Source organism: Mycolicibacterium neworleansense (genome assembly GCF_001245615.1).
Classification (GTDB): Bacteria; Actinomycetota; Actinomycetes; order Mycobacteriales; family Mycobacteriaceae; genus Mycobacterium; species Mycobacterium neworleansense.
The window spans coordinates 1-26,343 of sequence record NZ_CWKH01000003.1; the positions used below are offsets into that span (position 1 = coordinate 1).

The following is a 26,343-nucleotide window of genomic DNA, read 5'->3' on the forward strand; positions in this document are numbered from 1 at the left end:
CTTAATTTGTGTTCGGCGGTGTCCTACTTTTCCACCCGGGAGGGTAGTATCATCGGCGCTGGCAGGCTTAGCTTCCGGGTTCGGGATGGGACCGGGCGTTTCCCTGCCGCTATGGACCGCCGTAACTTTATTCACCCGTTTTTGGGTGTGAACCTTGTGTTTTGGTGGTGGGGTGCGGTGTGCACTCCGGTCACACGAGGTGTGGGTGTTTGTGGTGTGGTTGCGAGGTCAGGTGTGTGTCTTACTGAAACTCATCAAACTTTGGTGTTTGTTGGTTGTTGTAAGTTTTCGGCCGGTTAGTGCCAGTTCCCTGCACCTATTGCTAGGCTTCCAGGTCTGGTCTATCAATCCCGTGGTCTGCGGGGGGCCTTATCCCTCTAAAAGGGTGAGAAGCCTGGTCTTGGAGGGGGTTTCCCGCTTAGATGCTTTCAGCGGTTATCCTGTCCGAACGTGGCTATCCAGCGGTGCTCCTGGTGGAACAACTGGTATACCAGAGGTTCGTCCGTCCCGGTCCTCTCGTACTAGGGACAGATTTCCTCAAGCTTCTGACGCGCGCGGCGGATAGAGACCGAACTGTCTCACGACGTTCTAAACCCAGCTCGCGTGCCGCTTTAATGGGCGAACAGCCCAACCCTTGGGACCTGCTCCAGCCCCAGGATGCGACGAGCCGACATCGAGGTGCCAAACCATCCCGTCGATATGGACTCTTGGGGAAGATCAGCCTGTTATCCCCGGGGTACCTTTTATCCGTTGAGCGACACCCCTTCCACTCAGAGGTGCCGGATCACTAGTCCCGACTTTCGTCCCTGCTCGACATGTACGTCTCGCAGTCAAGCTCCCTTGTGCACTTACACTCAACACCTGATTGCCGTCCAGGTTGAGGGAACCTTTGGGCGCCTCCGTTACATTTTGGGAGGCAACCGCCCCAGTTAAACTACCCACCAGGCACTGTCCCTGAACCGGATATACGGTCCGAGGTTAGAGGCCCAATACGATCAGAGTGGTATTTCAACAATGACTCCACCCACACTGGCGTGTGAGCTTCACAGTCTCCCACCTATCCTACACAAACCGTATCGAGCACCAATACCAAGTTGTAGTGAAGGTCCCGGGGTCTTTTCGTCCTGCCGCGCGTAACGAGCATCTTTACTCGTAGTGCAATTTCGCCGAGTCTATGGTTGAGACAGTTGAGAAGTCGTTACGCCATTCGTGCAGGTCGGAACTTACCCGACAAGGAATTTCGCTACCTTAGGATGGTTATAGTTACCACCGCCGTTTACTGGGGCTTAAATTCTCTGCTTCACCCCGAAGGGTTAACAGGTCCTCTTAACCTTCCAGCACCGGGCAGGCGTCAGTCCGTATACATCGTCTTGCGACTTCGCACGGACCTGTGTTTTTAGTAAACAGTCGCTTCTCACTGGTTTGTGCCACCCCCTCCCGCTGCCGGCCGCAAGAGCCTTGACGATATGGGGGTCCCCCTTCTCCCGAAGTTACGGGGGCATTTTGCCGAGTTCCTTAACCATAGTTCACTCGTACGCCTTAGTATTCTCTACCTGACCACCTGTGTTGGTTTGGGGTACGGGCCGTGTATGTCCTCGCTAGAGGCTTTTCTTGGCAGCATAGGATCACCGAATTCGCCTCAAACGGCTATGCATCACCTCTCAGGATATGTGAAACGCGGATTTGCCTACGTTTCTCCCTACAGGCTTACCCCAGTACAACCACTGACTGGTACGGCTACCTTCCTGCGTCACCCCATCGCTTGACTACTACCCACCGGGGTCCCACGCAGCCCCGTCAACGCCTCACCCCGAAGGGATCGGTCACGACGGTTTTGGATGGTTAGCACAATGGATTCATCAGGGACGCACATACACGGGTACGGGAATATCAACCCGTTGTCCATCGACTACGCCTGTCGGCCTCGCCTTAGGTCCCGACTCACCCTGGGAGGACTGGCCTGGCCCAGGAACCCTTGGTCTTTCGGCGGGCAAGGTTCTCACTTGCCTATTCGCTACTCATGCCTGCATTCTCACTCCCACACCCTCCACAGCTAGATCACTCTGCTGCTTCACCGGATGCAGGACGCTCCCCTACCCAACGTATAAATACGTTGCCGCGGCTTCGGCGGTGTGCTTGAGCCCCGCTACATTATCGGCGCACAATCACTTGACCAGTGAGCTATTACGCACTCTTTCAAGGGTGGCTGCTTCTAAGCCAACCTCCTGGTTGTCTTCGCGACTGCACATCCTTTTCCACTTAGCACACGCTTAGGGGCCTTAGCCGGCGATCTGGGCTGTTTCCCTCTCGACGCACGGAGCTTATCCCCCGCCGTCTCACTGCCACACTCTTGGACTTGTCGGCATTCGGAGTTTGGCTGACGTCAGTAACCCTGTGGGGCCCATCGGCCATCCAGTAGCTCTACCTCCAACAAGAAACATGTGACGCTGCACCTAAATGCATTTCGGGGAGAACCAGCTATCACGGAGTTTGATTGGCCTTTCACCCCTACCCACAGCTCATCCCCTCAGTCTTCAACCTAAGTGGGTTCGGGCCTCCACGCGGTCTTACCCGCGCTTCACCCTGGCCATGGGTAGATCACTCCGCTTCGGGTCCAGAACACACCACTACACCACACACTGTTGTGTGGATACGCCCTATTCAGACTCGCTTTCGCTGCGGCTACCCCACACGGGTTAACCTCGCGACATGTCCCTGACTCGCAGGCTCATTCTTCAAAAGGCACGCCATCACCCCACGACAAGTCGAGGGCTCTGACGGATTGTAAGCGCACGGTTTCAGGTACTATTTCACTCCCCTCCCGGGGTACTTTTCACCATTCCCTCACGGTACTAATCCGCTATCGGTCACTGGGAAGTATTCAGGCTTACCGGGTGGTCCCGGCAGATTCACAGCAGATTTCACGGGCCCGCTGCTACTCGGGAACACCGTTCAAGGTAGATGTCAGGTTTTCACGTACCGGGCTCTCACCGTCTACGGCAGGTCATCCCAAACCACTTCCGCTAACCACGACATTTTCTCACTACCCTCCAGCCAGGTAGAGCTGGAAAAACAGGTCCCACAACCCCGCACACACAACCCCTACCCGGTATCACATGCATACGGTTTAGCCATCCTCCGCTTTCGCTCGCCACTACTCACGGAATCACATTTTGTTTTCTCTTCCTACGGGTACTGAGATGTTTCACTTCCCCGCGTTCCCTCCCTACACCTATGTATTCAGTGCAGGGTGACACGACATCACTCGTGCCGGGTTTCCCCATTCGGACATCCTCGGATCAACGCTCGGTTGGCAGCTCCCCGAGGCATATCGCAGCCTCCAACGTCCTTCATCGGCTCCCAGTGCCAAGGCATCCACCATGCGCCCTTAAACACTTACAACACAAAAACCAAAAATGAGTTTCAAAAGAAATTGCACATCAACACACAAACCAGGCCCCACCCACAAGGAGTGAGACCCAACATATGCGTGCTAGATGCTCGCAACCACTATCCACAAATCAAACACCACACCCCACCACCAAAGTGAGGCAACAACACGCCGACACCCGCAACCGGATGCCACCCCCAACAGGGGCACGGGCCTGTTGTCTCAAAGCCCAATAGTGTGTCTGGCAGTTCCACAAGTTTGTTGTTGCACCAGACCCCCACCCACTACAGGTGTGAGGCCATCCAACGAATCGCCTGAAAGCTCAGCTGATCCCGCGATTTACGGGGCCGGCCCAGGTCTCGTGGTGCTCCTTAGAAAGGAGGTGATCCAGCCGCACCTTCCGGTACGGCTACCTTGTTACGACTTCGTCCCAATCGCCGATCCCACCTTCGACGGCTCCCTCCACAAGGGTTAGGCCACCGGCTTCGGGTGTTACCGACTTTCATGACGTGACGGGCGGTGTGTACAAGGCCCGGGAACGTATTCACCGCAGCGTTGCTGATCTGCGATTACTAGCGACTCCGACTTCACGGGGTCGAGTTGCAGACCCCGATCCGAACTGAGACCGGCTTTGAAAGGATTCGCTCCACCTCACGGCATCGCAGCCCTTTGTACCGGCCATTGTAGCATGTGTGAAGCCCTGGACATAAGGGGCATGATGACTTGACGTCATCCCCACCTTCCTCCGAGTTGACCCCGGCAGTCTCTCACGAGTCCCCACCATTACGTGCTGGCAACATGAGACAAGGGTTGCGCTCGTTGCGGGACTTAACCCAACATCTCACGACACGAGCTGACGACAGCCATGCACCACCTGCACACAGGCCACAAGGGAACCAATATCTCTACTGGCGTCCTGTGCATGTCAAACCCAGGTAAGGTTCTTCGCGTTGCATCGAATTAATCCACATGCTCCGCCGCTTGTGCGGGCCCCCGTCAATTCCTTTGAGTTTTAGCCTTGCGGCCGTACTCCCCAGGCGGGGTACTTAATGCGTTAGCTACGGCACGGATCCCAAGGAAGGAAACCCACACCTAGTACCCACCGTTTACGGCGTGGACTACCAGGGTATCTAATCCTGTTCGCTCCCCACGCTTTCGCTCCTCAGCGTCAGTTACTGCCCAGAGACCCGCCTTCGCCACCGGTGTTCCTCCTGATATCTGCGCATTCCACCGCTACACCAGGAATTCCAGTCTCCCCTGCAGTACTCTAGTCTGCCCGTATCGCCCGCACGCCCACAGTTAAGCTGTGAGTTTTCACGAACAACGCGACAAACCACCTACGAGCTCTTTACGCCCAGTAATTCCGGACAACGCTCGGACCCTACGTATTACCGCGGCTGCTGGCACGTAGTTGGCCGGTCCTTCTTCTATAGGTACCGTCACTTGCGCTTCGTCCCTATTGAAAGAGGTTTACAACCCGAAGGCCGTCATCCCTCACGCGGCGTCGCTGCATCAGGCTTGCGCCCATTGTGCAATATTCCCCACTGCTGCCTCCCGTAGGAGTCTGGGCCGTATCTCAGTCCCAGTGTGGCCGGTCACCCTCTCAGGCCGGCTACCCGTCGTCGCCTTGGTAGGCCATTACCCCACCAACAAGCTGATAGGCCGCGGGCCCATCCCACACCGCAAAAGCTTTCCACCACACCCCATGAAGAGCGCGGTCCTATTCGGTATTAGACCCAGTTTCCCAGGCTTATCCCAAAGTGCAGGGCAGATCACCCACGTGTTACTCACCCGTTCGCCACTCGAGTACCCCGAAGGGCCTTTCCGTTCGACTTGCATGTGTTAAGCACGCCGCCAGCGTTCGTCCTGAGCCAGGATCAAACTCTCCAAACAAAAACTCCCCATCAAAGACAGGGCAGAATTTCAAGTTCAGAACAATCTGACCTAAACAAAAGACACCAAAAAAACTGGCATCAAAAAACAAAACCACCCACCAAGATCGGAAGACGGGGAGTCCCCCAAGATGAGTGGCAAAAACAACAAACAAAAACCACCAAACACACTATTGAGTTCTCAAACAACAGGCTTTTCTGCTTTGCTGCCCTATTTTGGGGCAACCCCACCAGCTTAATTTGCATCTTGCCGGTGAGTCAAGTTGCCTCGTTTTGGCTTATTTCATCCGGTCTGAGGCAACCTCGCCAGCTTAGTACGATCTCTGCTGGCTTGTCAAGTCGCTGTGGCCCGGGCTCGTTCTCCCCGCTCCGCGGCGACTTCAAAAGATTAGCGCGGGCCAACGTCCAAGGTCAAATCGGCTGGTCAGCGCGATTTCGAGCTTGCGGACAGGCTCAAACGTGCTGCCTAAGAGCCTACTCTTTCGATCTCAGCTCCGAGGCTCAACAAGTTTTCGACGAACAACGGGTAGCCGCGATCGATGTGGAACACGTCGTGAACCTCGGTCTCTCCATCGGCGACCAAACCGGCGAGCACCAGGCCGGCGCCGGCCCGGATGTCCGACGACCACACCGGAGCACTCGAAAGCTGCGGGATTCCGCGCACCACCGCGTGATGACCGTCGGTGCGGGCATCGGCACCCAGCCGGATCATCTCCTCGACGAACCGGAAGCGAGCTTCGAAAACGTTCTCGGTGATCATCGACGTACCGTCGGCCACCGCCGCCAGCCCGATGGCCATCGGCTGCAGGTCGGTCGGGAAACCCGGGAACGGGAGCGTCGCCACGTTGACTGCCTTGGGCCGCTCGTACTGGACCACCCGGAAACCGTCGTCGTTCTGGGTCACGGTGGCGCCCGCGTCATGCAACTTGTGCAGCACCAGCTGCAGGTGTTGTGGGTCGACGCCCGTCACGGAGATGTCACCGCGCGTCATCGCCGCGGCTATCCCCCACGTCGCCGCCACGATCCGGTCACCGATCACCCGGTGTTGCGTGGGATAGAGCCGGTCGACACCGGTGATCGTCAGCGTCGACGTCCCCGCGCCGCTGACCTTGGCACCCATCTGGTTGAGCATCGCGCAGATGTCGACGATGTCGGGCTCGCGTGCCGCGTTGTGGATCGTTGTGACACCTTCGGCCAGCACCGCCGCCATCAGGATGTTCTCCGTCGCCCCCACGGACGGGAACTCCAGCTGGATCTCGGCACCCCGCAGATGATCGGCTTCGGCCACCACACAACCGTGCTCGATGTTGCAGGTCGCCCCCAGTTGGCGCAGGCCGGCCTGGTGCATGTCCAGCGGCCGCGATCCGATCGCGTCACCCCCCGGAAGGGCAACCTTGGCCTTCTTGCAGCGGCCCACCAATGGTCCCAGCACACACACCGAGGCGCGGAACTGGCGGACCGCGGCGAAGTCGGCGTCGTACTTCGGCTCGTCGGGCGACGTGATGCGGACGGTGTCGCCGTCCAGCTCCACAGTGGCGCCCAACCCCCGCAGCACCTCGGCCATCAGGGGGACGTCGAGGATGTCGGGGCAATTGGTGATCGTGCTGGTGCCTTCGGCCAGCAACGAGGCGGCCATCAGTTTCAGCACACTGTTCTTCGCGCCACCGACAGCAACTTCGCCTGATAACCGACTACCACCGGTCACCAAGAAACGCTCGCTCACGCCGGTTAGTGTAAACAGCCTGCCGTCGAGTTTCCGCCTGCTCGGACAGATCCGGCGGGCCCGGCGAGCTTGTTCTCAAGCCCGGTACGGTTCAGCTATGGCGGTTCATCTCACCCGTATCTACACCCGCACCGGCGACGACGGCACGACCGGGCTCAGTGACTTCAGTCGAGTTTCCAAGAATGATTCGAGGTTGGCCGCCTACGCCGACTGTGACGAAGCCAACGCCGCCATCGGCGTCGCGGTCGCCCTCGGCGCACCCGATCAGCAAATCCTGGCGGTGTTGCGGCAGATTCAGAACGACCTGTTCGACGCCGGGGCGGACCTGTCCACTCCGGTCGTGGAGAACCCCGAACACCCGCCGCTTCGAATCTCGCAGGCCTACATCGATCGCCTGGAGAAGTGGTGCGACGAGTTCAACGAGGCGCTACCCGCACTGAACTCGTTCATCCTGCCCGGTGGCACTCCCCTGTCGGCGCTGTTGCACGTCGCGCGCACCGTGGTCCGCCGCGCCGAGCGCGCGGCCTGGATCGCGGTGGAGGAGCACGATGATTCGGTCAGCGTCCTGCCCGCGAAATACCTGAACCGGCTGTCCGACCTGCTGTTCATCCTGTCGCGGGTCGCGAACCCGGATGGCGACGTGCTCTGGAAGCCTGGCGGCGGAGCCGAGAAGTAGCTTCAGTAATTACGGCGACGGGCCCGCGGCGATGGCCGGGATTCGAGCCAGGAGGTGAATGCCGTCAGGGCGCCCCGGTCCAGGGCGATCTCGTAGCCCTGCCGGCGTTCGGGGCTGTTGTCGCGCAGTTCGAGGATGACCGTTGCATCGGTCATGATGTCGAATTCGTCGCCACGCGGGGCTCGGCGCGACACCACTTCCAGCCCCCGTCGGCTCAATCTTCGGTCGGGCCACCAGCGGATGCTGGACAGCCGGTAGAAACCGGCCTCGCCACCGCGGTACCGCATCACACCGTGGCGCCAGCCGCTACCGCCCTCGGCCGGAAAATCGCGCAGGATGGCTGCTGTTCCACCGACCTGACGCAACTTCCACAGGCGATAGCTCAGCGCGCCGGCCAATACCGCCAGAACGCAGACGAGCGCGACCATGACAATCATGGGCGCGCTCATCTGTCGTCTCTGTCGTCAGTCGATCTGGCCGAGAGCACGCAGGCGCGCCCGACCCCATGCCGCCGTCTGCTCGTCGTCGGACTCCGCGTCCCGCTTGGCGGAGTCGGCGTCGATCTCGGATTCGAACTGAGCGTTCTCCACCAGGATCCGGACCGTCTCCTCGGTCACCGACAGGAAACCGCCGTCGACGGCGATACGCAGATCGTCTTCGCCTTCACGCTCGACCCGCACCATGGCGTCGTCGACCAGCTGCGCCACCAACGGAATGTGGCGAGGCAGGATGCCGATCTCACCAGCGGTGGTCCGGGTGAAGACGAACGTTGCGCTGCCGGACCAGAGCTCACGCTCGACGGCAACGATCTCGACGTTCAAATCAGCCATTCCACACCACCTTTCTTTGTGCTCGTCGCGTGCGCAGCCTTCGGACTAGGGCGATCACAGCTTGGCGCCGAGGCTTTCGGCCTTCTTCGCCAGGTCGTCCAGACCACCGATCAGGAAGAACGCCTGCTCGGGCAGGTGATCGAACTCGCCCTTGGCCAGCTTGTCGAAGGCCTCGATGGTCTCCTTGAGCGGCACGGTCGAACCCGGCTGACCGGTGAACTGCTCGGCGGCCATCATGTTCTGGCTCAGGAAGCGCTCGATCTTACGGGCGCGGTACACCAGAACCTTGTCCTCTTCCGACAGCTCGTCGATACCGAGGATGGCGATGATGTCCTGGAGATCCTTGTAGCGCTGCAGGATCCGGATGACTTCCTGGGCGACGCGGTAGTGCTCGTCGCCGACGACGCTGGGGTGCAGGATCGTCGAGGACGAAGCCAGCGGGTCCACCGCGGGGAAGATGCCCTTCGAGAACACCGCACGCGAGAGCTCCGTGGTGGCATCCAGGTGGGCGAAGGTGGTCGCCGGCGCCGGGTCGGTGTAGTCGTCGGCGGGCACGTACACGGCCTGCATCGAGGTGATCGAGCGACCACGGGTCGAGGTGATGCGCTCCTGCAGCTCACCCATCTCGTCGGCCAGCGTCGGCTGGTAACCCACGGCCGAAGGCATACGACCCAGCAGGGTCGAGACCTCGGAACCGGCCTGGGTGAACCGGAAGATGTTGTCGATGAAGAGCAGCACGTCCTGGTTCTGCTCGTCGCGGAAGTACTCGGCCATGGTCAGGGCCGACAGGGCGACGCGCATACGGGTGCCTGGCGGCTCGTCCATCTGGCCGAACACCAACGCGGTGTCCTTGAGCACGTTGGCATCGGCGAGCTCGACCCACAGGTCGTTGCCCTCACGGGTGCGCTCACCCACGCCGGCGAACACCGAGGTGCCACCGAAGTTGCGGGCGATACGGTTGATCATCTCCTGGATCAGAACCGTCTTACCGACACCGGCACCACCGAACAGGGCGATCTTGCCACCACGCACGTACGGCGTGAGCAGGTCGACGACCTTCAGACCGGTCTCCAGCATCTCGGTGCGGGGCTCCAGGTCGGCGAAGGCCGGCGGCTTGCGGTGGATCGACCAGTGATCGAAGTCCTTGCCGTAGCCGGGATCGTCGAGGCAGTCACCGAGGGCGTTGAACACGTGGCCCTTGACGCCGTCGCCGACGGGCACCGAGATCGAGGCGCCGGTGTCGCGGACATCGGTGCCACGCACCAGGCCGTCGGTGGGCTGCATGGAGATGCAACGCACCAGGTTGTCGCCGAGGTGCTGGGCAACCTCAAGCGTCAGGGTCTTCGCGAGTGCGCCATAGGTGATGTCGGCGTGCAGCGCGTTGAACAGCTCGGGCACGGCACCGCGCGGGAATTCAATATCCACCACCGGGCCGGTGATGCGGACTACGCGGCCCGCGGTCTTTTCTGCAGTAGCAGTCATTCTCTCTTCGCTTTCCTACGAGGCTTTCGTCTTTGGTCCGGCTAGCGCGCGTCGGCCAGCGCGTTCGCGCCGCCCACGATCTCGCTGATTTCCTGGGTGATCTGTGCCTGACGTTCACGGTTGGCCGCGAGCGTGAGTGCCTTGATCAGATCGTCGGCGTTGTCGGTGGCCGACTTCATGGCGCGCCGGCGCGAGGCCGACTCCGAGGCCGCAGCCTCCAGCAGCGCCGCGTACACCCGGGTGGCGATGTAACGCGGCAGTAGCGCGTCGAACAGGTCCTCGGCATTCGGCTCGAACGAGTACAGCGTGTGCGGACCGGTCTCCGGCTCACCGACGTACTCGACGACCAAGGGCGCGATCCGATGGGCCACCGCGGTCTGCGAGAGCATCGAACGGAATTCCGTCGAGACGATGTGCAGTTCGTCGACACCCAAGATACCGTCGGCGCCCGCATCGTCGCCGTCGTCGTCAGCGCCGGACATGAACGCCTCCACCAAGGTGTCGGCGATCTCCTTGGCGTCCTCGTAGGTGGGCCGCTCAGAGAAGCCGGTCCACGACTGGGTCACCGTCCGCTGGCGGAAGCTGTAGTAGCCCAACGCTTTCCGGCCGACGACGTAGAGCACCGGGTTCTTGCCCTCTTCTCGCAGCAGCGAGAACAGTTCTTCGGCCCGGCGCAGCACGTTGGCGTTGTAACCGCCGCAGAGACCGCGGTCCGAGGACACCACCAGCACACCGGCGCGCTTGGGGTTCTCCCGCTGAACGAGCAGCGGATGATCCAGCGCGCTGGCACCGGCCAGCTCGGTGAGCATGTTGGTGATCTCGGTGGAGTAGGGCCGGGCCGCATCGACCCGGGCCTGCGCCTTGGCGATCCGCGACGTGGCGATCAGCTCCTGGGCCTTCGTGATCTTCTTGATCGACGAAGCCGAGCGGATACGCCCGCGTAGCTCGCGAAGTGTGGCTGCCATTGGTTACCTAGGCCTTCTTCGGAGCCGGCTTGCGGACCTTGACCGATTCCTTCTCCAGGTCCTCGGGATTCAGGGCTTCGGCCTCTGCGTCCTTCACGACCACGGAGCTGCCGTCGGTGGCGGCGAAGCCCTTCTTGAACTCGTTGATGACCGAGACCAGCTTCTCCTCGCTCTCCTCGGACAGCTTCTTGGTCTCCTTGATCCCGGTGAGGATGTCGGAGTGGCTGGCCTTCACGTGCTCCAGCAGCTCGGACGAGAAGCGCGAGACGTCCTCGGCGGGAACCGAATCCAGGTGGCCCTGGGTACCGAGGAAGATCTCGATGACCTGGTCCTCGACGGCCAGCGGGCTGTACTGCGCCTGCTTGAGCAGCTCGACCAGGCGGACACCGCGGTCCAGCTGGGCCTTGGAGGCCGCGTCCAGGTCCGAGGCGAAGGCCGCGAAGGCCTCCAGCTCGCGGTACTGCGACAGATCCAGACGCAGCGAGCCGGCGACCTCTTTCATGGCCTTGATCTGCGCGGCGCCACCGACGCGGGACACCGACACACCGACGTTGACGGCCGGGCGCACACCCTGGTTGAACAGGTCGGACTCCAGGAAGCACTGGCCGTCGGTGATGGAGATGACGTTGGTCGGGATGTAGGCCGAGATGTCGTTGGCCTTGGTCTCGATGATCGGCAGGCCCGTCATCGAACCACCACCCAGCTCGTCGGAGAGCTTCGCGCAACGCTCCAGCAGACGCGAGTGCAGGTAGAAGACGTCACCCGGGTATGCCTCACGGCCCGGCGGGCGACGCAGCAGCAGCGAGATGGCGCGGTAGGCCTCGGCCTGCTTGGTGAGGTCGTCGAAGACGATCAGCACGTGCTTGCCGTCGTACATCCAGTGCTGGCCGATGGCAGAACCGGTGTACGGCGCCAGCCACTTGAAGCCGGCCGGGTCAGAGGCGGGAGCCGCGACGATGGTGGTGTACTCCATCGCGCCGCCCTCTTCCAGCGCGCGCTTCACGCTGGCGATGGTGGTGCCCTTCTGGCCGACGGCGACGTACACGCAGCGCACCTGCTGCTTGGGGTCGCCGGTCAGCCAGGCTTCGCGCTGGTTGAGGATGGTGTCGACGCAGACCGCGGTCTTGCCGGTCTTGCGGTCACCGATGATCAGCTGGCGCTGGCCGCGGCCGATCGGGGTCATGGCGTCGATGGCCTTGATACCGGTCTGCAGCGGCTCGCCGACGCCCTGACGCTGAACCACCGAAGGGGCCTGCAGCTCGAGTGCGCGCCGCTCGTCGGCGGCGATGTCACCCTGGCCGTCGATCGGCTGGCCGAGCGGGTTGACGACGCGACCGAGGAACGCGTCGCCGACCGGCACCGAGAGCACCTCGCCGGTGCGCTTGACCTGCTGGCCCTCTTCGATCTTCTCGAACTCACCCAGGATGACGGCGCCGACGCTGTGCTCGTCGAGGTTGAGCGCCACACCCAGTACACCGCCCGGGAACTCGAGCAGTTCCTGGGTCATGACCGAGGGCAGGCCCTCGACGTGAGCGATGCCGTCACCGGCGTCGACGACGGTGCCGATCTCTTCACGCTCGGTGTCGGCGGAAAACGAGGATACGTAGTCCTCGATGGCACCTTCGATATCAGCAGCCGAGATTGTCAACTCTGCCATGGTTTTTCGTCTTCCTACCTTGTTCTTGGGTGGTTCGTGGGGGTTATCAGTCCGGCAGCTGGCTCTGTGCCGCAGCCAGGCGGGATGCGATGGAGCCGTCGATCACTTCGTCACCGACGGTGATCGACAGACCACCGAGCAGTTCCGGGTCGACGTGCAGCTGCACCGACACCGGGTGTCCGTAGATGCGCGTGAGCACCTCCGACAGCCGGGTCCGCTGGGTATCGGTGAGCTCAGCAGCGGCGGTCACGTGGGCGACCACCTCACCGCGACGGGCCACTGCGAGCTCGGCGAGGTCGATGACCGCCTCGTCGGCCCGCTCACCGCGCAGCAGCCCCACGGTCTGGGTCAGCAGCGCCGCTGCGGTTCCGTTCACACCCGTGTTTCCGACGAGAACCTTGTCCAGCAAGGCAACTCGGCCGTCGGCCGGGGTGGTGTAGTCACTGAGCAGAGCCGAGAGCTTGGGCTCTGCGTCGAGCAGGCGGCCGAACCGGAACAGCTGGTCCTCCACCTCGTCGACCTCACCCGCGGTCTCGGCGCGCTTCAGCAGCGCCAGACGTGCGATGTGTTCAATGGCGTCGACCAGGTTCGACTCGGTCGACCAGCGCTGCGAGACCGCGGTCCGCAGCAGATCCAGGGCGGTGTCGCCGACCTTGCCGGACAGCAACGTCTCAAGCAGCCGCACCTTGGGGGCGGCATCGTCGGTCGGCTCGGCGAGATGCTTGCCGAGCACGGACTCCGACAGCAGCAGCTTGGCCACCGACGACAGCTCGTTGGCGAGCGCGGTCAGCGCGTCGGCATCGAGACCGCTTGCGACCGAATCGAATTTGTCGACCAGGACGGCCAGCGACTCGCGGCTGGCCGCGCGCAGCTTGGCCGTCGCGGCGGTGTCGATCACGAAGGCCGACGGAGCCATCTGGTCCAGCTCGGCGAGGAACCGGTCCACGGTGGCCGCCTGCGCGGCCGGGTCGGCAACGTGGGCGCGCACCAGAGCGTCGGCCTTGGCCACCGATTCCGATCCGAGACCGGTCCGCAGCTGGCGGATGAGCTGCTGGCGCATCAGCTGAACCTGCTGAGCACCCTGCGCCTTGATCCGCTCGGCCTCCGTGCCCGCCTGCTCGGCCAGCTGAGCGGTGATCCGCTCAGAGTCCTGCGTGGCCTCGTCGGTCACCTTGGCCGATTCGGCCTTGGCGTCGGCGAGTGCCTTGGCGTGCATCTCATCAGCATCAGCGAGTTTCTTGGCCGCTTCAGCGCTCTCTGCGAGGGCGACCCGCACGGCTTCCTGTTGCTTCTGCATCAGGCTCCGCACCGGAGGCACCACCCACTTGATGATGATGAATGCGATGACGGCAAAGCCGATCAGCTGCCCGATAAATATCGACATCTACTGCGTCCCACCTGATTTCACGTCGACGCCCAAAATTCGGCTGGCCAGGGTCTGCGAAAGTCCGTCCACCGACGACTCCAGGCCCGACCGCACCTCGGCGCTCTGGGCAGCGAGCTGCTCATCGGCCTGGCGCACATTCTCGGCCACCTCGGTGCCTGCCTCGGCACGCTTGGCATCGACTACCTCGCGGCCCGCGGCACGGGCCTGGTCACGAATGGCCGACGCCTGGGTACGGGCCCCGGCCATCGCCTCGTCGTAGTCGGCCTGCGCCGCGGCCACCTGCTCGGCTGACTTCCGATTGTCGGCGGCGGTCTTGGCCAGCATCGCTTCACGCTCTGCCAGCACCTTGCCGACCGGTGGCACAACCCATTTCCAGATGACTGCCAGCGTGATCAAGAAGATGATCAGCACGGCGAAGAAGGTGCCGTTGGGGACCAGGAAGTTGCTCTGGCCCCCTCCGCCTTCCTCCGCTGCCTGGCTGGCAGCCAGGATCGTTGCGCTCAGTTCACCCATGCTGATGGACTACTGCAGGCCCGGGGTGGCGAATACGAACAGCGCCATGAAGGCCAGGTTGATGAAGTACGCGGCCTCCACCAGACCGACGGTGATGAAGAACGGGGTGAACAGCCGGCCCTGGGCCTCGGGCTGCCGGGCGATACCCGAGATCAGCGCGTTACCCGCGATACCGTCACCGATACCAGCGCCGATGGCGCCGCCGCCCATGATCAAACCGCCACCGATCAGCGCGCCGGCCGTGATGAGGGCGTTGGGGTCGAGTTCCATTCCTTTTATCCTCCTTGATAACTGGTGGCTGCGCCGCCAGAGGTTCGTGTGATGCGGTTGTAGGGGTCAGATGTGCGGATCAGTGGGCTCAATGGTCATCGTGCTCAAGCTCCATCGACTGGCTGAAGTACAGGATCGTCAGCAGCGAGAAGATGAATGCCTGGATCAGGCCGACGAAGAGGTCGAAGGTCTTCCAGATCGCATTGGGTGCCCACTGGATGTACCAGGGGAACATCGCGATCAGCGCGACCAGGATGCCGCCGGCGAAGATGTTGCCGAAAAGACGGAGGGCCAGCGAGATCGGCTTGGCGAGTTCCTCGACGATGTTGATCGGCATCAGCGCGGTGACGTGACCCTTGAGCAACTGCTTCGGGTGGCCGATGATGCCACGGCGCCAGATGCCGGCCGCGTGGTAGCAGACGAACACGAACAGGGCCAGCGCCAGCACGAAGTTGATGTCGGAGGCCGGCGGCTTGTACCACTCCGCGGCCGCGCCGTCAGCCCCGCCGTACTGAAGCGGAAGGACGGCGAGCCAGTTGGAGATCAGGATGAACGAGAACAGCGCCACAGCCAGGGGCAGCACGAACGGCGCGACCTTCATACCGATCGAGCTCTCGATCTGACCGCGCATCTGGATGGTCAGGGCCTCCCAGAACAGCTGCACACCACCCGGCACGCCGGTGGAGGTGACCTTGGCGCGCAGGACGAACGCCAGGCCGATCACGATCACCGCGGTGATCGCGGTGGCCAGGATGGTGTCACCGTTGAACGTCATCCCGAACAGCTCGAACACCATCGTGTGGTGGCCGACGTGGATGGCGGCGCCACCCTCTTCGGCGGCGAGCACCGTCGTCGTCTGAGTCATATAGGTCAGCTCAACCCTTCGATTCCGTATCCAAGACATCCAGGCCGTTAGAGCGGATCTTCCGCAGCACGGGGATGCTGGTGCTCATCACCAGCAGAGCCTGGAAAATCGCCAGCCCGAACAGCACCGCGATGCCGCCCGAGGTTTTGAAGACAAATGCGATGCCGAGTGCGATCGCGGTGATGATCAGCAGCCGCGTCGCGGAGTTGACGGCCATCTTCTTCTTGAGCGGGTGGTCCTCGGCCGTGATCGATTCGACGGCGCGGCGCACCAGTAGGGCGTTGACCAAGCCGAGTGCCAGGCCGACGCCGAAGAAGACGCCGAAGAAGATGTGTCCGGTGAATCCGGCGGCCAGAATGGCCAGCGCGGTCAGTGCGACGCAAACGATCAGGAGACGCAGCGGCCGGAAGGCCACCGACGGGAACACCAACGGCGCGTCTTGCGCTGGCGTCGTCACTGCTTCACCCCAATCCCGCTGTCACGAAAAGCTGCACACTCGGAGATGCCAACGGTTGCTGCCCCCTGGCAAAACCCTGTGCGTGCCCGCCGAGAATATCGGAGGGCGGCGGGCGGGCTTGAATCACCCACGGGGTAGCTCCCTTTGTCGGTCGTTGATCGGCACCTGACGGTTCGTCGAACCGATGGGCCGGGCCGGCAACCCGCGAGGTTTTTCGGGTTCTGGCAGCACCCTAACACATGGTAGGCACCCCTAAACGTGGCCTACTACTTTTCGTCGTACTTCGCCTCGTGCTCGTCTTCGGCGGCTTCGTTCCCGCGTTGCAGCAGCGGAATGAGAGTCACCACGATCGCCACCAGAATTGCGGCCACCACGACCGCGCCGGTGTAGCGCGGATCGAAGAAGATCGTGGCTGCCGCGCCGAAGGCGATGATGCCGACCCACAGGTAGATCAGCAACACGGCGCGGCGATGCGAGTGCCCGATCTGCAGCAACCGGTGATGCAGATGCATCTTGTCGGGGCTGAGCGGGCTGCGGCCGGCGCGAGTGCGTCGCACGATCGCGAGCAACGTGTCCAGTGCGGGCACCAGCATCACGGCGATCACGAGCAGGAATGGCGACATCAGCGCGAAGACGTCACGCGCCCCGTAGGCGTTCTGTGAGATGGGTCCGGCGGCTGTCGTCGACGCCGCGCCCAGCATGAGACCGATCAGCATGGACCCCGAATCTCCCATGAAGATCCTGGCCCGGTGGAAGTTGTGTGGCAGGAAACCCAGGCAGGCCCCGGCCAGCACCACCGAGATCACCGCCGGCGGGTAGAACAGGACGTCGCCACCGTGATCGCGCAGCAGCCCGACCGAGAAGATGCAGATGGCCAGCGCGGTGATGAGTCCGAGCCCGGCGGCCAGACCGTCCAGTCCGTCGACGAAGTTCATGGCGTTGACGATCGACACCGTGAGCGCCAGCGTCAGCAGGATCGACGAGACCTGGTCGAGCACGATCGTGCCCACTCCCCCGATCGGGATGTAGAGCACGCTCCAGGCCACACCCATGGTGACCAGCACGCTGGCCGCGGTGATCTGGCCGGCGAACTTGGTCAGCGCGTCCAGCCCCCAGCGGTCGTCGATCAACCCGATGGCCATGATCAGCCCGCCGGCCACCACGACCGCGGGCATACCGGTCGAGTAGACGAATCCCCGTGTGAGTGCCGGCAGTTGCGAGGCCAGCAGCACCGCCGCGGCGACCCCGATGTACATGGCCAACCCGCCCATGCGCGGGATCGGCTGTACGTGGACGTCGCGTTCCCGCGGGTAGGCGACGGCGCCGACGCGAATGGCCAGCACCCGCACCCAGCCGGTGGCGAAGTACGTGATGATCGCGGCGGTCAGCCCGACCAGAGCCAGCTCACGCAGCGGCACACCGGCCCCCCGGTCCGACAGCGCGAGAAGGCCGGAATTGACCGCGGGGATCACTACGTCACCGGCCGACATCACCGATGAACCGTACTGCAGCAAGCTGAGATCACTCCGTAGGTGTTGTTGTGAGCGTGGACGTTTCCACGCCGACGACCCTGGCGATGTCCGCCGCACTGATCGGGCCCGTCCGCAGGATGCGCGGCTGGACGCCGGTGAGGTCGACGATCGTGGATGCGGCCTGTTGTTCGGCGGGCCCGCCGTCGAGATAGACCTCGACCTTGTCACCGAGTTGCTCGTGGGCCTCGGCAGCGGTCACCGCGGCCGGCTGGCCCGAGACATTGGCACTGGACTGCGCCATGGGCCCGACTTCCCGCAGCAACTCGATGGCCACCGGGTGCAGCGGCATCCGCAGCATGACGCTGCCGTTGGCGTCACCGAGATCCCACTGCAGCGACGGTGCCTGCGTGACCACCAGGCTCAGCGCACCCGGCCAGAACGCCCGGATCAACTCGCGGGCGGCCGGCGGCACGGAGTACACCAGCCCGTCGATGGTGTTCCACGAACCGACGAACACACCGACGGGCATGTTGCGGCCCCGGCCCTTGGCCGCCAGCAGTGCACCCACCGCTTCCGAATCGAACGCGTCGGCCCCGATGCCGTAGACGGTGTCGGTGGGCATCACCACGAGCCGGCCACCTTTGACCGCGCTGACCGCCGAGGCGATGCCGGTCGCACGCTGATCGGCATCGGTGCAATCGAAGATGGTCATGTCGGCTCCCCGGTCGGTGCGCGCATCAACTCAGCTTCTCGCAATCCGCGTCGCCGTGACAAAGCGGGGTCGCCCGGCGAGGTCACGACGCGCGGTGACCCCGGTGAAGTGTCCGTCGTCGGCGAAAGTGCCGACGCACAGCTCGGAAGTGGTGTCATCGTGTTCGATGCCGCACGGCGCACCGTCGCGCAACCACCGCGCGGCGAGGGTGACGATCGGCCGGATCACCGACATGCCGTCCGGGCCGCCGAACAGCGCGGCAGCGGGATCATGTTCGGCCACTTCGGGTTCCAGGATCGCAGCCTCTGGGATATAGGGCGGGTTGGATACCAGCAGGTCCACCCGGGCATCGAGCTCGGCCAGCAGGCCCGGCGTGGTGACGTCGGCTTCGACGATTTCGACGGGCGTGCCCGCCGCGTTGCGTCGCGCAAATTCCAGGGCCGCCGACGAGTTCTCGACGGCCAGCACCCGCGCATCGGGCCACCGCGCGGCCAGCCCCAACGCCAACGCGCCCGAGCCGGTGCACAGGTCGACGATCAGCGGGTTGTCCGGTAGCCGTTGTGCACACGCCCATTCCAGCAGCGCCTCGGTTTCCGGGCGCGGGATGAACACACCGGGGCCGACGGCGAGCGTCAACGGACCGAACGGCGCGGTGCCGACCAGGTGCTGCAAAGGGATGCGGCGGGACCGGGCGGCGACGAGTTCGTCATAGTCCTGCTCGAACCGGCCGCCGGGCTCGTCGACAAACATCAGCCGGCTGCGGTCGACACCCACGATGTGTGCGGCCAGCAGCTCGGCGTCGATACGCGGGGAGGCGACGCCGGCGGCGGCCAGGCGTGCCGTTGCGGCCTCGATCGCCTGCCGCAGACGGGTCATGACTGCTGCTGCAGCCGGGCCTGTTTGTCGGCGGCACCCAGCGCATCGAGCAACGCGTCCATGTCCCCGTCGAGCACCTGATCGAGGTTGTGCGCCTTGAAGTTGATGCGGTGATCCGCGATCCGGTTCTCGGGGAAGTTGTAGGTGCGGATCCGTTCGCTGCGGTCCACCGTGCGGATCTGGCTGGCTCGGTCGGCCGATGCGTCGGCCGACGCCTGCTCCTCGGCAAGCGCCTGCAGTCGCGCGGCGAGCACCACCATGGCCCGGGCCTTGTTCTGCAGCTGCGAGCGCTCGTTCTGGCATGTCACGACGATTCCCGTGGGCAGGTGGGTGATGCGGACCGCGGAGTCGGTCGTGTTCACGCCCTGTCCGCCCTTGCCGGAGGACCGGTAGACGTCGATGCGCAGATCGGACTCGTCGATCTGCACCTGCTCGACGTCTTCGGGCTCGGGATAGACCAGGACGCCGGCGGCCGAGGTGTGCACGCGGCCCTGCGATTCGGTGACGGGCACCCGCTGGACGCGGTGGACGCCGCCCTCGAACTTCATGCGCGACCACACGCCGTCGGCGGAATCGCCCTTGCTGGCGATGGTGATCGTGGCGTCCTTGTAGCCGCCGAGGTCGGACCACGTCTCGTCGAGCACGGTCACCGTCCAGCCGTGCCGCTCAGCGTACCGGATGTACATCCGGGCCAGGTCGGCGGCGAACAGCGCCGATTCCTCTCCGCCTTCCCCGGACTTGACCTCAAGCACGATGTCATCGGCGTCGTGCGGGTCGCGGGGCGCGAGCTGGTCGGTCAGCTGCGCGTCGAGCTCGGTGACCTTGGCGGTCAGCTCGTCCACCTCGTCGGCGAAGCTGGGATCGTCGGCCGCGAGTTCACGGGCCGCCTCGAGATCGCCGCGAGCGGCTTCGAGCTTGCGGTAGGTGCCGACGACAGGCGACACCTGGGCGAAACGGCGGCCCACCTTGCGCGCGGCCGAGGCATCGGCGTGCAGGTTGGGATCGGCGAGCTGGCGCTCCAGGTCCGCGTGCTCAGCGAGCAGCGCCTCGATCGCGGGAGCGGTATCCGTCACGTCAGCCACATCCTTTCCACTTATGCCGCCAACTCGTTCCTGAAAACGAGAACAGCGCCCAGATCTGACGCATATGCGACAGATCGGGCGCCGTTGACGTAGCTACTTGTCGGCTGCGGCAGCCTGATCACCGGCAGGCTTGCGCTTGCCGTACCGCTTCTCGAAGCGGGCCACGCGGCCGCCGCTGTCGAGGATCTTCTGCTTGCCGGTGTAGAACGGGTGGCACTGCGAGCAGACCTCGACCACGATCTGGCCGCTCTGCTTGGTGCTACGGGTCTGGAAGGTATTGCCGCAACCACAGTGCACCGTGGTCTCGACATACTCAGGGTGAATGCCTGTTTTCATGGGTTCCTCTTCAATCGTTGGCCCGGGTCGCCCGCAATTCAGATGGACGTGAACCGGGACCGAGGGTCGGCGGTCCATTATGCCAGGTCAACCGCCAACAGCCTAAACGCGCGATGACCGGCCACTATTCCTCGCCGGTTCGGTCACATGGCTGTGTAGGCCGTGCCGTCGCGCTTCCACAGCACGCGACCGGCCGGATCGGCACCGAGCGCGACCAGTTCACGCTTGAGGATCTTGTTGGTCGCGGTGCTGGGCAGATCGTCGGCGAGCCAGACGTACCGCGGCCAGGACTTGGGCGACAGGTCCGCTTGCGCGGCGAGGAACTCCGCGAACGATTCCGGTGTCAGGGTCTGACCGTCGCGCAGCACGATGGCCGCCATCACCTGATCGCCGACGAATTCGTCGGGGACAGGGTAGACCGCGACGCGGCTGATGACCGCCTCCCGCAACAGGATCCGCTCGATCGGCGCGGCGGTGATGTTCTCGCCGTCCACCCGCATCCAGTCCGCGGTCCGCCCGGCCAGGTAGATCCAGCCGTCGGCGTCGCGGTAGGCCAGGTCGCCCGACCAGTACATGCCGTGCCGGAGCCGCTCGTCGGTCGCGTCCTGATCGTTGTGGTAGCCGCGGAACATCCCGCTGCCGTTGGTGTTGACCAGCTCGCCGGTGGCGGCGTCGGCGTTGACCAGCGCGCCGGTCTCGTCGAACCGGGCGACCTCGCACTCCTCAACGGTTTCCGGGTTGTATATCGCCACCCCGGGAAATCCCTGGCCGACGCTGCCGGGCGGGGTGCCCTCGGAGCGGGTGATGATGATCGCCAGCTCGGTAGAGCCGAACCCATCCCACACACTGCAGCCGAACCGCCGGCTGAACTCGTCGATGTCGCGGTCGGCGGCCTCGTTGCCGAACGCCACCCGCAGCGTGTTGTCGTGGTCGTCGTCGTGGGCGGGGGTGGCCAGGATGTAGGCCAGCGGCTTGCCCACGTAGTTCATGTAGGTGGCGCCGTAGCGGCGGATGTCCGGCAGGAAACCGGACGCGGAGAACTGTGCCGGCGCCATGGCGGCACCGGATCCGAGTGCCACGCCCCAGCCCGCGTACACGCCGTTCGAGTGGAACAACGGCATGGCCAGGTAGCAGGTGTCCGCCTCGGTGAGGTCGTAACGCTGTACCAGTGCCGCAGCCGAGAACAGCACGATGGAATGTGCCACCTCGACCGCCTTGGGCTCACCGCTGGTGCCCGAGGTGAAAATCATCATGAAGGTGTCGTCGGGCCCGACCTCGCGGTGCGGGGTGAGTTCCTGCGGCGACCAGACTGCTTCCGACACGTCGATGACGGTGACCCCCGGCAGCTCGACACCGTCGAGCAGCTCGCGGTGCTGCGGGTCCACGAGCACGAATTGACATTCGACCCGGGCGATATCGCGGGCCAGCGCCTCGCCCCGGCGGGTGTTGTTGATCCCGCACAGCACGTAGCCGCCGAGTGCCGCGGCGGCCAGCGCGGTCAGCATGTCGGGGGTGTTGCCCAGCAGGGTGCCGACATGCAGCGGGCGCTGCGGATCGGCCATGCCGATCAGGGAGGCCGCCTGGGCCTTCGCCTCGCCGATGTGCTCGCGCCAGGTCCAGGTACGGTCGCCGTACTTGACGGCGACCGTGTCGCCTCCTTCGCGCTCGCGGAGCAGCTGCTGCAGCGTTTCGGCCATCCGATGATCCCCAAAGATTAGTGAACAGATTTAGAAAACTGTCTACCATGGTTGTGGCGCGACGGGATACACCCTTGGCAGAATCATGTACCTAACCACCGCCAGAAGACCAGGAGACACCACAGTTGACCAGCACCACGGCCCCGCGCAGCGTGCGAGATCGACTGATAGACGCTGCCGAGGAATGTCTGCGCACCAAGGGCATTCGCGCCACCACCGTCTCCGAGGTGGCCGAGGCCGCAGGCGTATCGCGCGGGTGGCTGTACCGCCACTTCCCTGACAAGGTGACCCTGCTGGGCGCGGTGATCGTGCGGCTCAACGACACGTTCTGGTCGGAAGCCCAGGCCATGCTCGAGCAGATCGACGGGCTGGACCGGCAGATCGCCTGGGGTGTCGCCAACGGCCTGCGGGCGTACGACGATCCCGGCGCGGTGTTGATGAAGCTCCGCACCGACGAGCCCGAGGAGTTCGCCGCCTGTGCGGGCGCCGGCGTACAGGGCATGATCCCCGATCTCGCCGAATTCTGGTCGCCCTACCTGGCGGCCGCCCGCGACCGCGGCGAGGTCCGCGCCGACATCAACCTCCCCGAGGCGTCGGAATGGGTTGCGCGAGTGTTGATCTCGCTGGCGACCGTGCCGGGCAACACACTGGATCCCAGTGACGGGGACGCGGTCCTCGCCCAGGTTCGGCGCTACCTGATGCCCGCGCTGCGCCCGGCGACAACTTCCTGACGGCACGCAAAAGGCCCCCGAATATCGGGGGCCTTTCACGTTGTCGTACTTAGTCGACGTCCATCGAGCCCGGGGCGGTCTTGGAGACCTGCACCAGGAACTCGTAGTTGTTCTTGGTCTTGCGCAGCTGGCTCATCAGCAGGTCGATGGCCTGGTGCGAATCCAGGCCGGACAGCACGCGGCGCAGCTTGTGCACGATCGCGAACTCATCCGGGGACAGCAGCAGCTCGTCCTTGCGGGTGCCGGACGGGTTGACGTCGACCGCGGGGAACACCCGGCGCTCGGCGATCTTGCGGTCCAGCTTGAGCTCGGCGTTACCGGTGCCCTTGAACTCCTCGAAGATCACGGTGTCACCCGTCGAACCGGTCTCGACCATCGCCGTGGCGATGATGGTCAGCGAGCCGCCGTGCTCGATGTTGCGCGCCGCGCCGAGGAACCGCTTGGGCGGGTACAGCGCGGTGGAGTCCACACCACCGGACAGGATGCGGCCCGAGGCCGGGGACGCGTTGTTGTACGCGCGGCCCAGCCGGGTGATCGAGTCCAGCAGCACCACGACGTCCTTGCCCTGCTCGACCAGGCGCTTGGCCCGCTCGATCGCCAGCTCGGCGGCCTGGGTGTGGTCTGACGGCGGACGGTCGAACGTCGAGGCGATGACCTCGCCCTTCACCGAACGCTGCATGTCGGTGACCTCTTCCGGACGCTCGTCGACGAGCACCACCATGAGGTGGCATTCCGGGTTGTTCTTGGTGATCGCGTTGGCGATGTCCTGCATGATCGTGGTCTTGCCGGCCTTGGGCGGCGACACGATCAGGGCGCGCTGGCCCTTACCGATCGGCATGATCAGGTCGATCACGCGGGTGGTCAGCCGCTCGGGCGTGGTCTCCAGGCGCAGCCGCTGGTTCGGGTACAGCGGGGTCAGCTTGGTGAAGTCGGGGCGGTTCTTGGCCGCTTCGACGGGACCACCGTTGACGCTGTCCAGGCGCACCAGCGGGTTGAACTTCTGCCGCGGGTTGTTGCCACCGCCGTCGCCCTCTCGGGGCACGCGCACCGCGCCGGTGACCGCATCGCCACGGCGCAGACCGTTCTTGCGCACCATGTTCATCGACACGTAGACGTCGTTCGGCCCGGCCAGGTAGCCCGAGGTACGGACGAATGCGTAGTTGTCGAGGACATCGAGGATGCCGGCGACCGGCTGGACGACGTCGTCCTCACGCAGCTCGGTCTCGTTTCCACCCTCGGCGCCGCGCTCTCCACGGCGGCGACGGTCACGGTCACGGAACCGGCGGCCGCGGCGGCCCTGACGGCCCTCGCCGTCGTCATCGCCATCGTTGTTGCCTGACGAGTTTCCGCCCCGGTTCTGCTGGTTGTCCTGCTGATCGGACTGGTCGCGGGCCTGGCCCTTGTCCTGCTTCTGGTCGCGGTCGCCCTTGTTGTCGCCCTTGTTCTCGCCGTCGGACTGGTCGCGCTGCTCGCGCTTCTCACGCCGTTCCTGGCGGTCACGCTTGTCCTGCTTGGCGGGCTTTTCCTGCTGCTCAGCGGCAGGTTCGGCATCCTTGGTGTCGGCCTCGGCCGCGGACTGCGCCTTAGCCTCGCCCTTGGGAGCCTCGGCGGCTGCGGCCGCCGAGTCGTCCTGAGTGGCCTCGGCGACCGGGGCACCGGCCTGACGCGAGGAACCCCGGCGTTCACGACGACGGGTCGCGGGCTGCTCAGCGGCCTCGGCGCCGGCGTCCGGCTGGACGTCGGCGGGGGCGTTCTCCGGGGCCTGGGTGGCGCCGTTGGATTCGCCGCGGTGGGCGCGAATGGCTGCGATCAATTCACTCTTGCGCAAACCGGACGCGCCTTCAACACCGATTTCCTTGGCCAGCGCTCGCAGCTCAGGCAGCACCATGGTCGACAGCGACGCGGGCCGGGCGCTCGAAGCGCGCCGCGCGGTGTCCGAACCGGGCGCAGAGGCAGCAGCCGGGGCCGCGGTGTCAGCGGTCGCAGTGCTTTCAGATGTCACGGCGTTCGGTATATCTCCAGCGCCATTGGCGCTGTCAGCCGTGAAGAGGTCCGTATCTGTCACGGATTTCCTTTCTTTCCCTCGCGCATCAGGTCGTACGAGGGTTCCCCAAAGGTCGATGCGCGTTCAGCTGAACCGCTGAGCGCGTAGCTCACACCGTCGCCTGTGCAACGGCGATCGCCAGGATTCGCCGATATACGGCGAACCGTCAGTCCACGAGTAGAACACAAGAAGATTGGGTGGTCGTCCTGGTGTCGACGCAGGCAGAAACGCTGCGAGTGCTGGACGAGAGCGAGAATAACCCGCTTTGGTGAAGTAATCAAGCAACGTCAACGCTGGGCGTGTGGTGTTTGCTTCTTCTCGTGTCGCTCAATCGTCAGTTCCTGGCGGCCACGCCCGACGTCCAGCGGACGCCCGCTCCGACCGACATTTCCCTGACGGTGAACCCCTGCGCAGTGCCGTATTCGATGGCCTCATCAGGTAGTCCCACCTGCGAACTCAGCCCCAGGACCGTAGGTCCGGCCCCGGACAGCACTGCTGCCACTCCACAACGCCGCAACCGCTGCAGGTATTCCGCCGAGGCCGGCATCGCCGCGGCGCGTTGTGGCTGATGCAACACATCCTGCGTGGCGGCCATCAACAGATCCGGGCGCTCGCTCAACGCCACGACGAGCAGGGCCGCCCGGCTGACGTTGAAGCGCGCGTCGAGGTGGCTGACCTCCTCGGGCAGCACCGCGCGGGTCTCGGCGGTGGACGACCGTACCTGCGGAACCGCGGGAAACAGCCGGATGTCCGGATGCACCCGCACCGGTGCCGCGCGGTACCGCGGCCGCTCGTCGTCACCGGTCTCGGTCCAGGACACCACCGCTCCACCCAGCACCGCTGCCGCGGCGTTGTCCGAATGCCCCTCGAACTCGCTGGACAGCTGAATCAGCTGCTCTTCATTCATCGGGTCCGAACCAGCTTGCGCCACAAGGCCGTTGACCGCCGCCAGACCGCCGACAACGGCGGCAGCTGATGACCCGAGGCCACGAGAATGGGGAATCTCGTTGCGGCAGCGCACGATCAGCCCGGCAGCGCGATGGCCGGTGGCCTGCAACCCCGCCTCGATGGCCCGCACCACAAGATGGGTCGCATCAAGCGGAACCTGGCCTGCCCCCTCGCCCTCGACCTCCAACTGAAGGCCGGATTCGGTTGTCTCGACGATGATCTCGTCGTACAGGCTCAACGCCAGCCCGAGGCTGTCGAAGCCTGGGCCGAGGTTGGCGCTGGACGCTGCGACGACAGCAGTGGCCGTGAGCCCGGCGGGCAGGGTCTGAGTCACCAG

21 protein-coding genes and 3 rRNA genes are annotated in these 26,343 nt (G+C 64.2%); 2 read left to right on the forward strand and 22 right to left on the reverse strand.

Translation table 11 applies throughout. From position 1 onward, the window contains the following. Positions 1 to 10: 10 nt before the first annotated feature. The 4 genes from rrf to murA all read right to left on the reverse strand — a co-directional run bounded on the left by rrf (position 11) and on the right by murA (position 7,006). Positions 11 to 124 (reverse strand): 5S ribosomal RNA (gene rrf, locus BN2156_RS24425). A gap of 152 nt (positions 125 to 276) precedes the next feature. Continuing rightward, a 23S ribosomal RNA gene (locus tag BN2156_RS24430) occupies positions 277 to 3,402 on the reverse strand. A 364-nt stretch (positions 3,403 to 3,766) separates the two neighbouring features. Then, positions 3,767 to 5,284: ribosomal RNA gene (locus tag BN2156_RS24435) — 16S ribosomal RNA — on the reverse strand. The 16S, 23S and 5S rRNA genes sit together here, the layout of an rRNA operon. 465 nt (positions 5,285 to 5,749) lie before the next feature. Continuing rightward, complete coding sequence (gene murA, locus BN2156_RS24440; protein ID WP_090517626.1) at positions 5,750 to 7,006, reverse strand: UDP-N-acetylglucosamine 1-carboxyvinyltransferase; 1,257 nt, start codon at positions 7,004 to 7,006, stop codon at positions 5,750 to 5,752. Positions 7,007 to 7,103: 97 nt separating this feature from the next. Between murA and BN2156_RS24445 the strand changes: the two genes are divergently transcribed. Next, the gene (locus tag BN2156_RS24445; protein ID WP_090517627.1) at positions 7,104 to 7,682 is read left to right on the forward strand and encodes a cob(I)yrinic acid a,c-diamide adenosyltransferase; all 579 of its coding nucleotides are present in this window, start codon (positions 7,104 to 7,106) and stop codon (positions 7,680 to 7,682) included. Between the two features lie 2 nt (positions 7,683 to 7,684). Here BN2156_RS24445 and BN2156_RS24450 read toward each other — a convergent pair whose 3' ends face one another. From BN2156_RS24450 to fadD1, 16 genes are all read right to left on the reverse strand, one after another. Next, positions 7,685 to 8,131 carry a DUF2550 domain-containing protein gene (locus BN2156_RS24450; RefSeq protein ID WP_162490952.1) on the reverse strand — a complete coding sequence of 149 codons (447 nt, stop codon included), beginning with the start codon at positions 8,129 to 8,131 and terminating at the stop codon, positions 7,685 to 7,687. 15 nt (positions 8,132 to 8,146) lie between these two features. Further along, entirely contained in the window at positions 8,147 to 8,512 is a 366-nt protein-coding gene (locus tag BN2156_RS24455) for a F0F1 ATP synthase subunit epsilon (protein WP_090517629.1), read from the reverse strand. A 54-nt stretch (positions 8,513 to 8,566) separates the two neighbouring features. Continuing rightward, on the reverse strand, positions 8,567 to 9,994 hold the full coding sequence (gene atpD / locus BN2156_RS24460) for a F0F1 ATP synthase subunit beta (protein ID WP_039323358.1): 1,428 nt from the start codon (positions 9,992 to 9,994) through the stop codon (positions 8,567 to 8,569). A 41-nt stretch (positions 9,995 to 10,035) separates the two neighbouring features. Next, a complete protein-coding gene (locus BN2156_RS24465; RefSeq protein ID WP_090517630.1) occupies positions 10,036 to 10,959 on the reverse strand; it encodes a F0F1 ATP synthase subunit gamma in 924 nt (307 codons plus the stop codon). A 7-nt stretch (positions 10,960 to 10,966) separates the two neighbouring features. Then, complete coding sequence (atpA, locus tag BN2156_RS24470; RefSeq protein ID WP_090517631.1) at positions 10,967 to 12,616, reverse strand: F0F1 ATP synthase subunit alpha; 1,650 nt, start codon at positions 12,614 to 12,616, stop codon at positions 10,967 to 10,969. A gap of 46 nt (positions 12,617 to 12,662) precedes the next feature. Next, the gene (locus tag BN2156_RS24475) at positions 12,663 to 14,000 is read right to left on the reverse strand and encodes a F0F1 ATP synthase subunit B/delta (protein ID WP_090517632.1); all 1,338 of its coding nucleotides are present in this window, start codon (positions 13,998 to 14,000) and stop codon (positions 12,663 to 12,665) included. Then, entirely contained in the window at positions 14,001 to 14,516 is a 516-nt protein-coding gene (locus BN2156_RS24480) for a F0F1 ATP synthase subunit B (RefSeq protein ID WP_090517633.1), read from the reverse strand. A gap of 9 nt (positions 14,517 to 14,525) precedes the next feature. Next, positions 14,526 to 14,786 (reverse strand): F0F1 ATP synthase subunit C, encoded by a 261-nt coding sequence (locus tag BN2156_RS24485; protein ID WP_003888102.1) that lies wholly within the window; start codon positions 14,784 to 14,786, stop codon positions 14,526 to 14,528. A gap of 88 nt (positions 14,787 to 14,874) precedes the next feature. Continuing rightward, positions 14,875 to 15,651 (reverse strand): F0F1 ATP synthase subunit A, encoded by a 777-nt coding sequence (gene atpB, locus BN2156_RS24490; RefSeq protein ID WP_162490953.1) that lies wholly within the window; start codon positions 15,649 to 15,651, stop codon positions 14,875 to 14,877. A gap of 10 nt (positions 15,652 to 15,661) precedes the next feature. Then, positions 15,662 to 16,108 (reverse strand): ATP synthase subunit I, encoded by a 447-nt coding sequence (locus BN2156_RS24495; protein WP_090517634.1) that lies wholly within the window; start codon positions 16,106 to 16,108, stop codon positions 15,662 to 15,664. 266 nt (positions 16,109 to 16,374) lie between these two features. Next, positions 16,375 to 17,622: a glycosyltransferase family 4 protein gene (locus BN2156_RS24505; RefSeq protein ID WP_090517635.1), complete on the reverse strand. Its 1,248-nt coding sequence runs from the start codon at positions 17,620 to 17,622 to the stop codon at positions 16,375 to 16,377. A gap of 7 nt (positions 17,623 to 17,629) precedes the next feature. Continuing rightward, positions 17,630 to 18,292 (reverse strand): L-threonylcarbamoyladenylate synthase, encoded by a 663-nt coding sequence (locus BN2156_RS24510; RefSeq protein ID WP_090517636.1) that lies wholly within the window; start codon positions 18,290 to 18,292, stop codon positions 17,630 to 17,632. 30 nt (positions 18,293 to 18,322) lie between these two features. Further along, positions 18,323 to 19,168 carry a peptide chain release factor N(5)-glutamine methyltransferase gene (gene prmC, locus BN2156_RS24515; protein WP_090517637.1) on the reverse strand — a complete coding sequence of 282 codons (846 nt, stop codon included), beginning with the start codon at positions 19,166 to 19,168 and terminating at the stop codon, positions 18,323 to 18,325. Next, positions 19,165 to 20,241 carry a peptide chain release factor 1 gene (gene prfA, locus BN2156_RS24520; RefSeq protein ID WP_090518516.1) on the reverse strand — a complete coding sequence of 359 codons (1,077 nt, stop codon included), beginning with the start codon at positions 20,239 to 20,241 and terminating at the stop codon, positions 19,165 to 19,167. Before prfA ends, prmC begins: the two co-directional genes overlap by 4 nt. Positions 20,242 to 20,343: 102 nt before the next feature. Next, positions 20,344 to 20,586: a 50S ribosomal protein L31 gene (gene rpmE / locus BN2156_RS24525; RefSeq protein WP_019344296.1), complete on the reverse strand. Its 243-nt coding sequence runs from the start codon at positions 20,584 to 20,586 to the stop codon at positions 20,344 to 20,346. 143 nt (positions 20,587 to 20,729) lie between these two features. Continuing rightward, on the reverse strand, positions 20,730 to 22,283 hold the full coding sequence (gene fadD1 / locus BN2156_RS24530) for a fatty-acid--CoA ligase FadD1 (RefSeq protein ID WP_090517638.1): 1,554 nt from the start codon (positions 22,281 to 22,283) through the stop codon (positions 20,730 to 20,732). Between the two features lie 125 nt (positions 22,284 to 22,408). On the opposite strand from fadD1, the gene BN2156_RS24535 reads away from it, so the two are divergent. Further along, complete coding sequence (locus BN2156_RS24535) at positions 22,409 to 23,014, forward strand: TetR/AcrR family transcriptional regulator (protein WP_090517639.1); 606 nt, start codon at positions 22,409 to 22,411, stop codon at positions 23,012 to 23,014. Between the two features lie 49 nt (positions 23,015 to 23,063). Here BN2156_RS24535 and rho read toward each other — a convergent pair whose 3' ends face one another. Continuing rightward, positions 23,064 to 25,079: a transcription termination factor Rho gene (gene rho, locus BN2156_RS24540; RefSeq protein ID WP_090517640.1), complete on the reverse strand. Its 2,016-nt coding sequence runs from the start codon at positions 25,077 to 25,079 to the stop codon at positions 23,064 to 23,066. Between the two features lie 313 nt (positions 25,080 to 25,392). Then, the gene (thrB, locus tag BN2156_RS24545; protein WP_090517641.1) at positions 25,393 to 26,340 is read right to left on the reverse strand and encodes a homoserine kinase; all 948 of its coding nucleotides are present in this window, start codon (positions 26,338 to 26,340) and stop codon (positions 25,393 to 25,395) included. Positions 26,341 to 26,343: the final 3 nt, after the last annotated feature.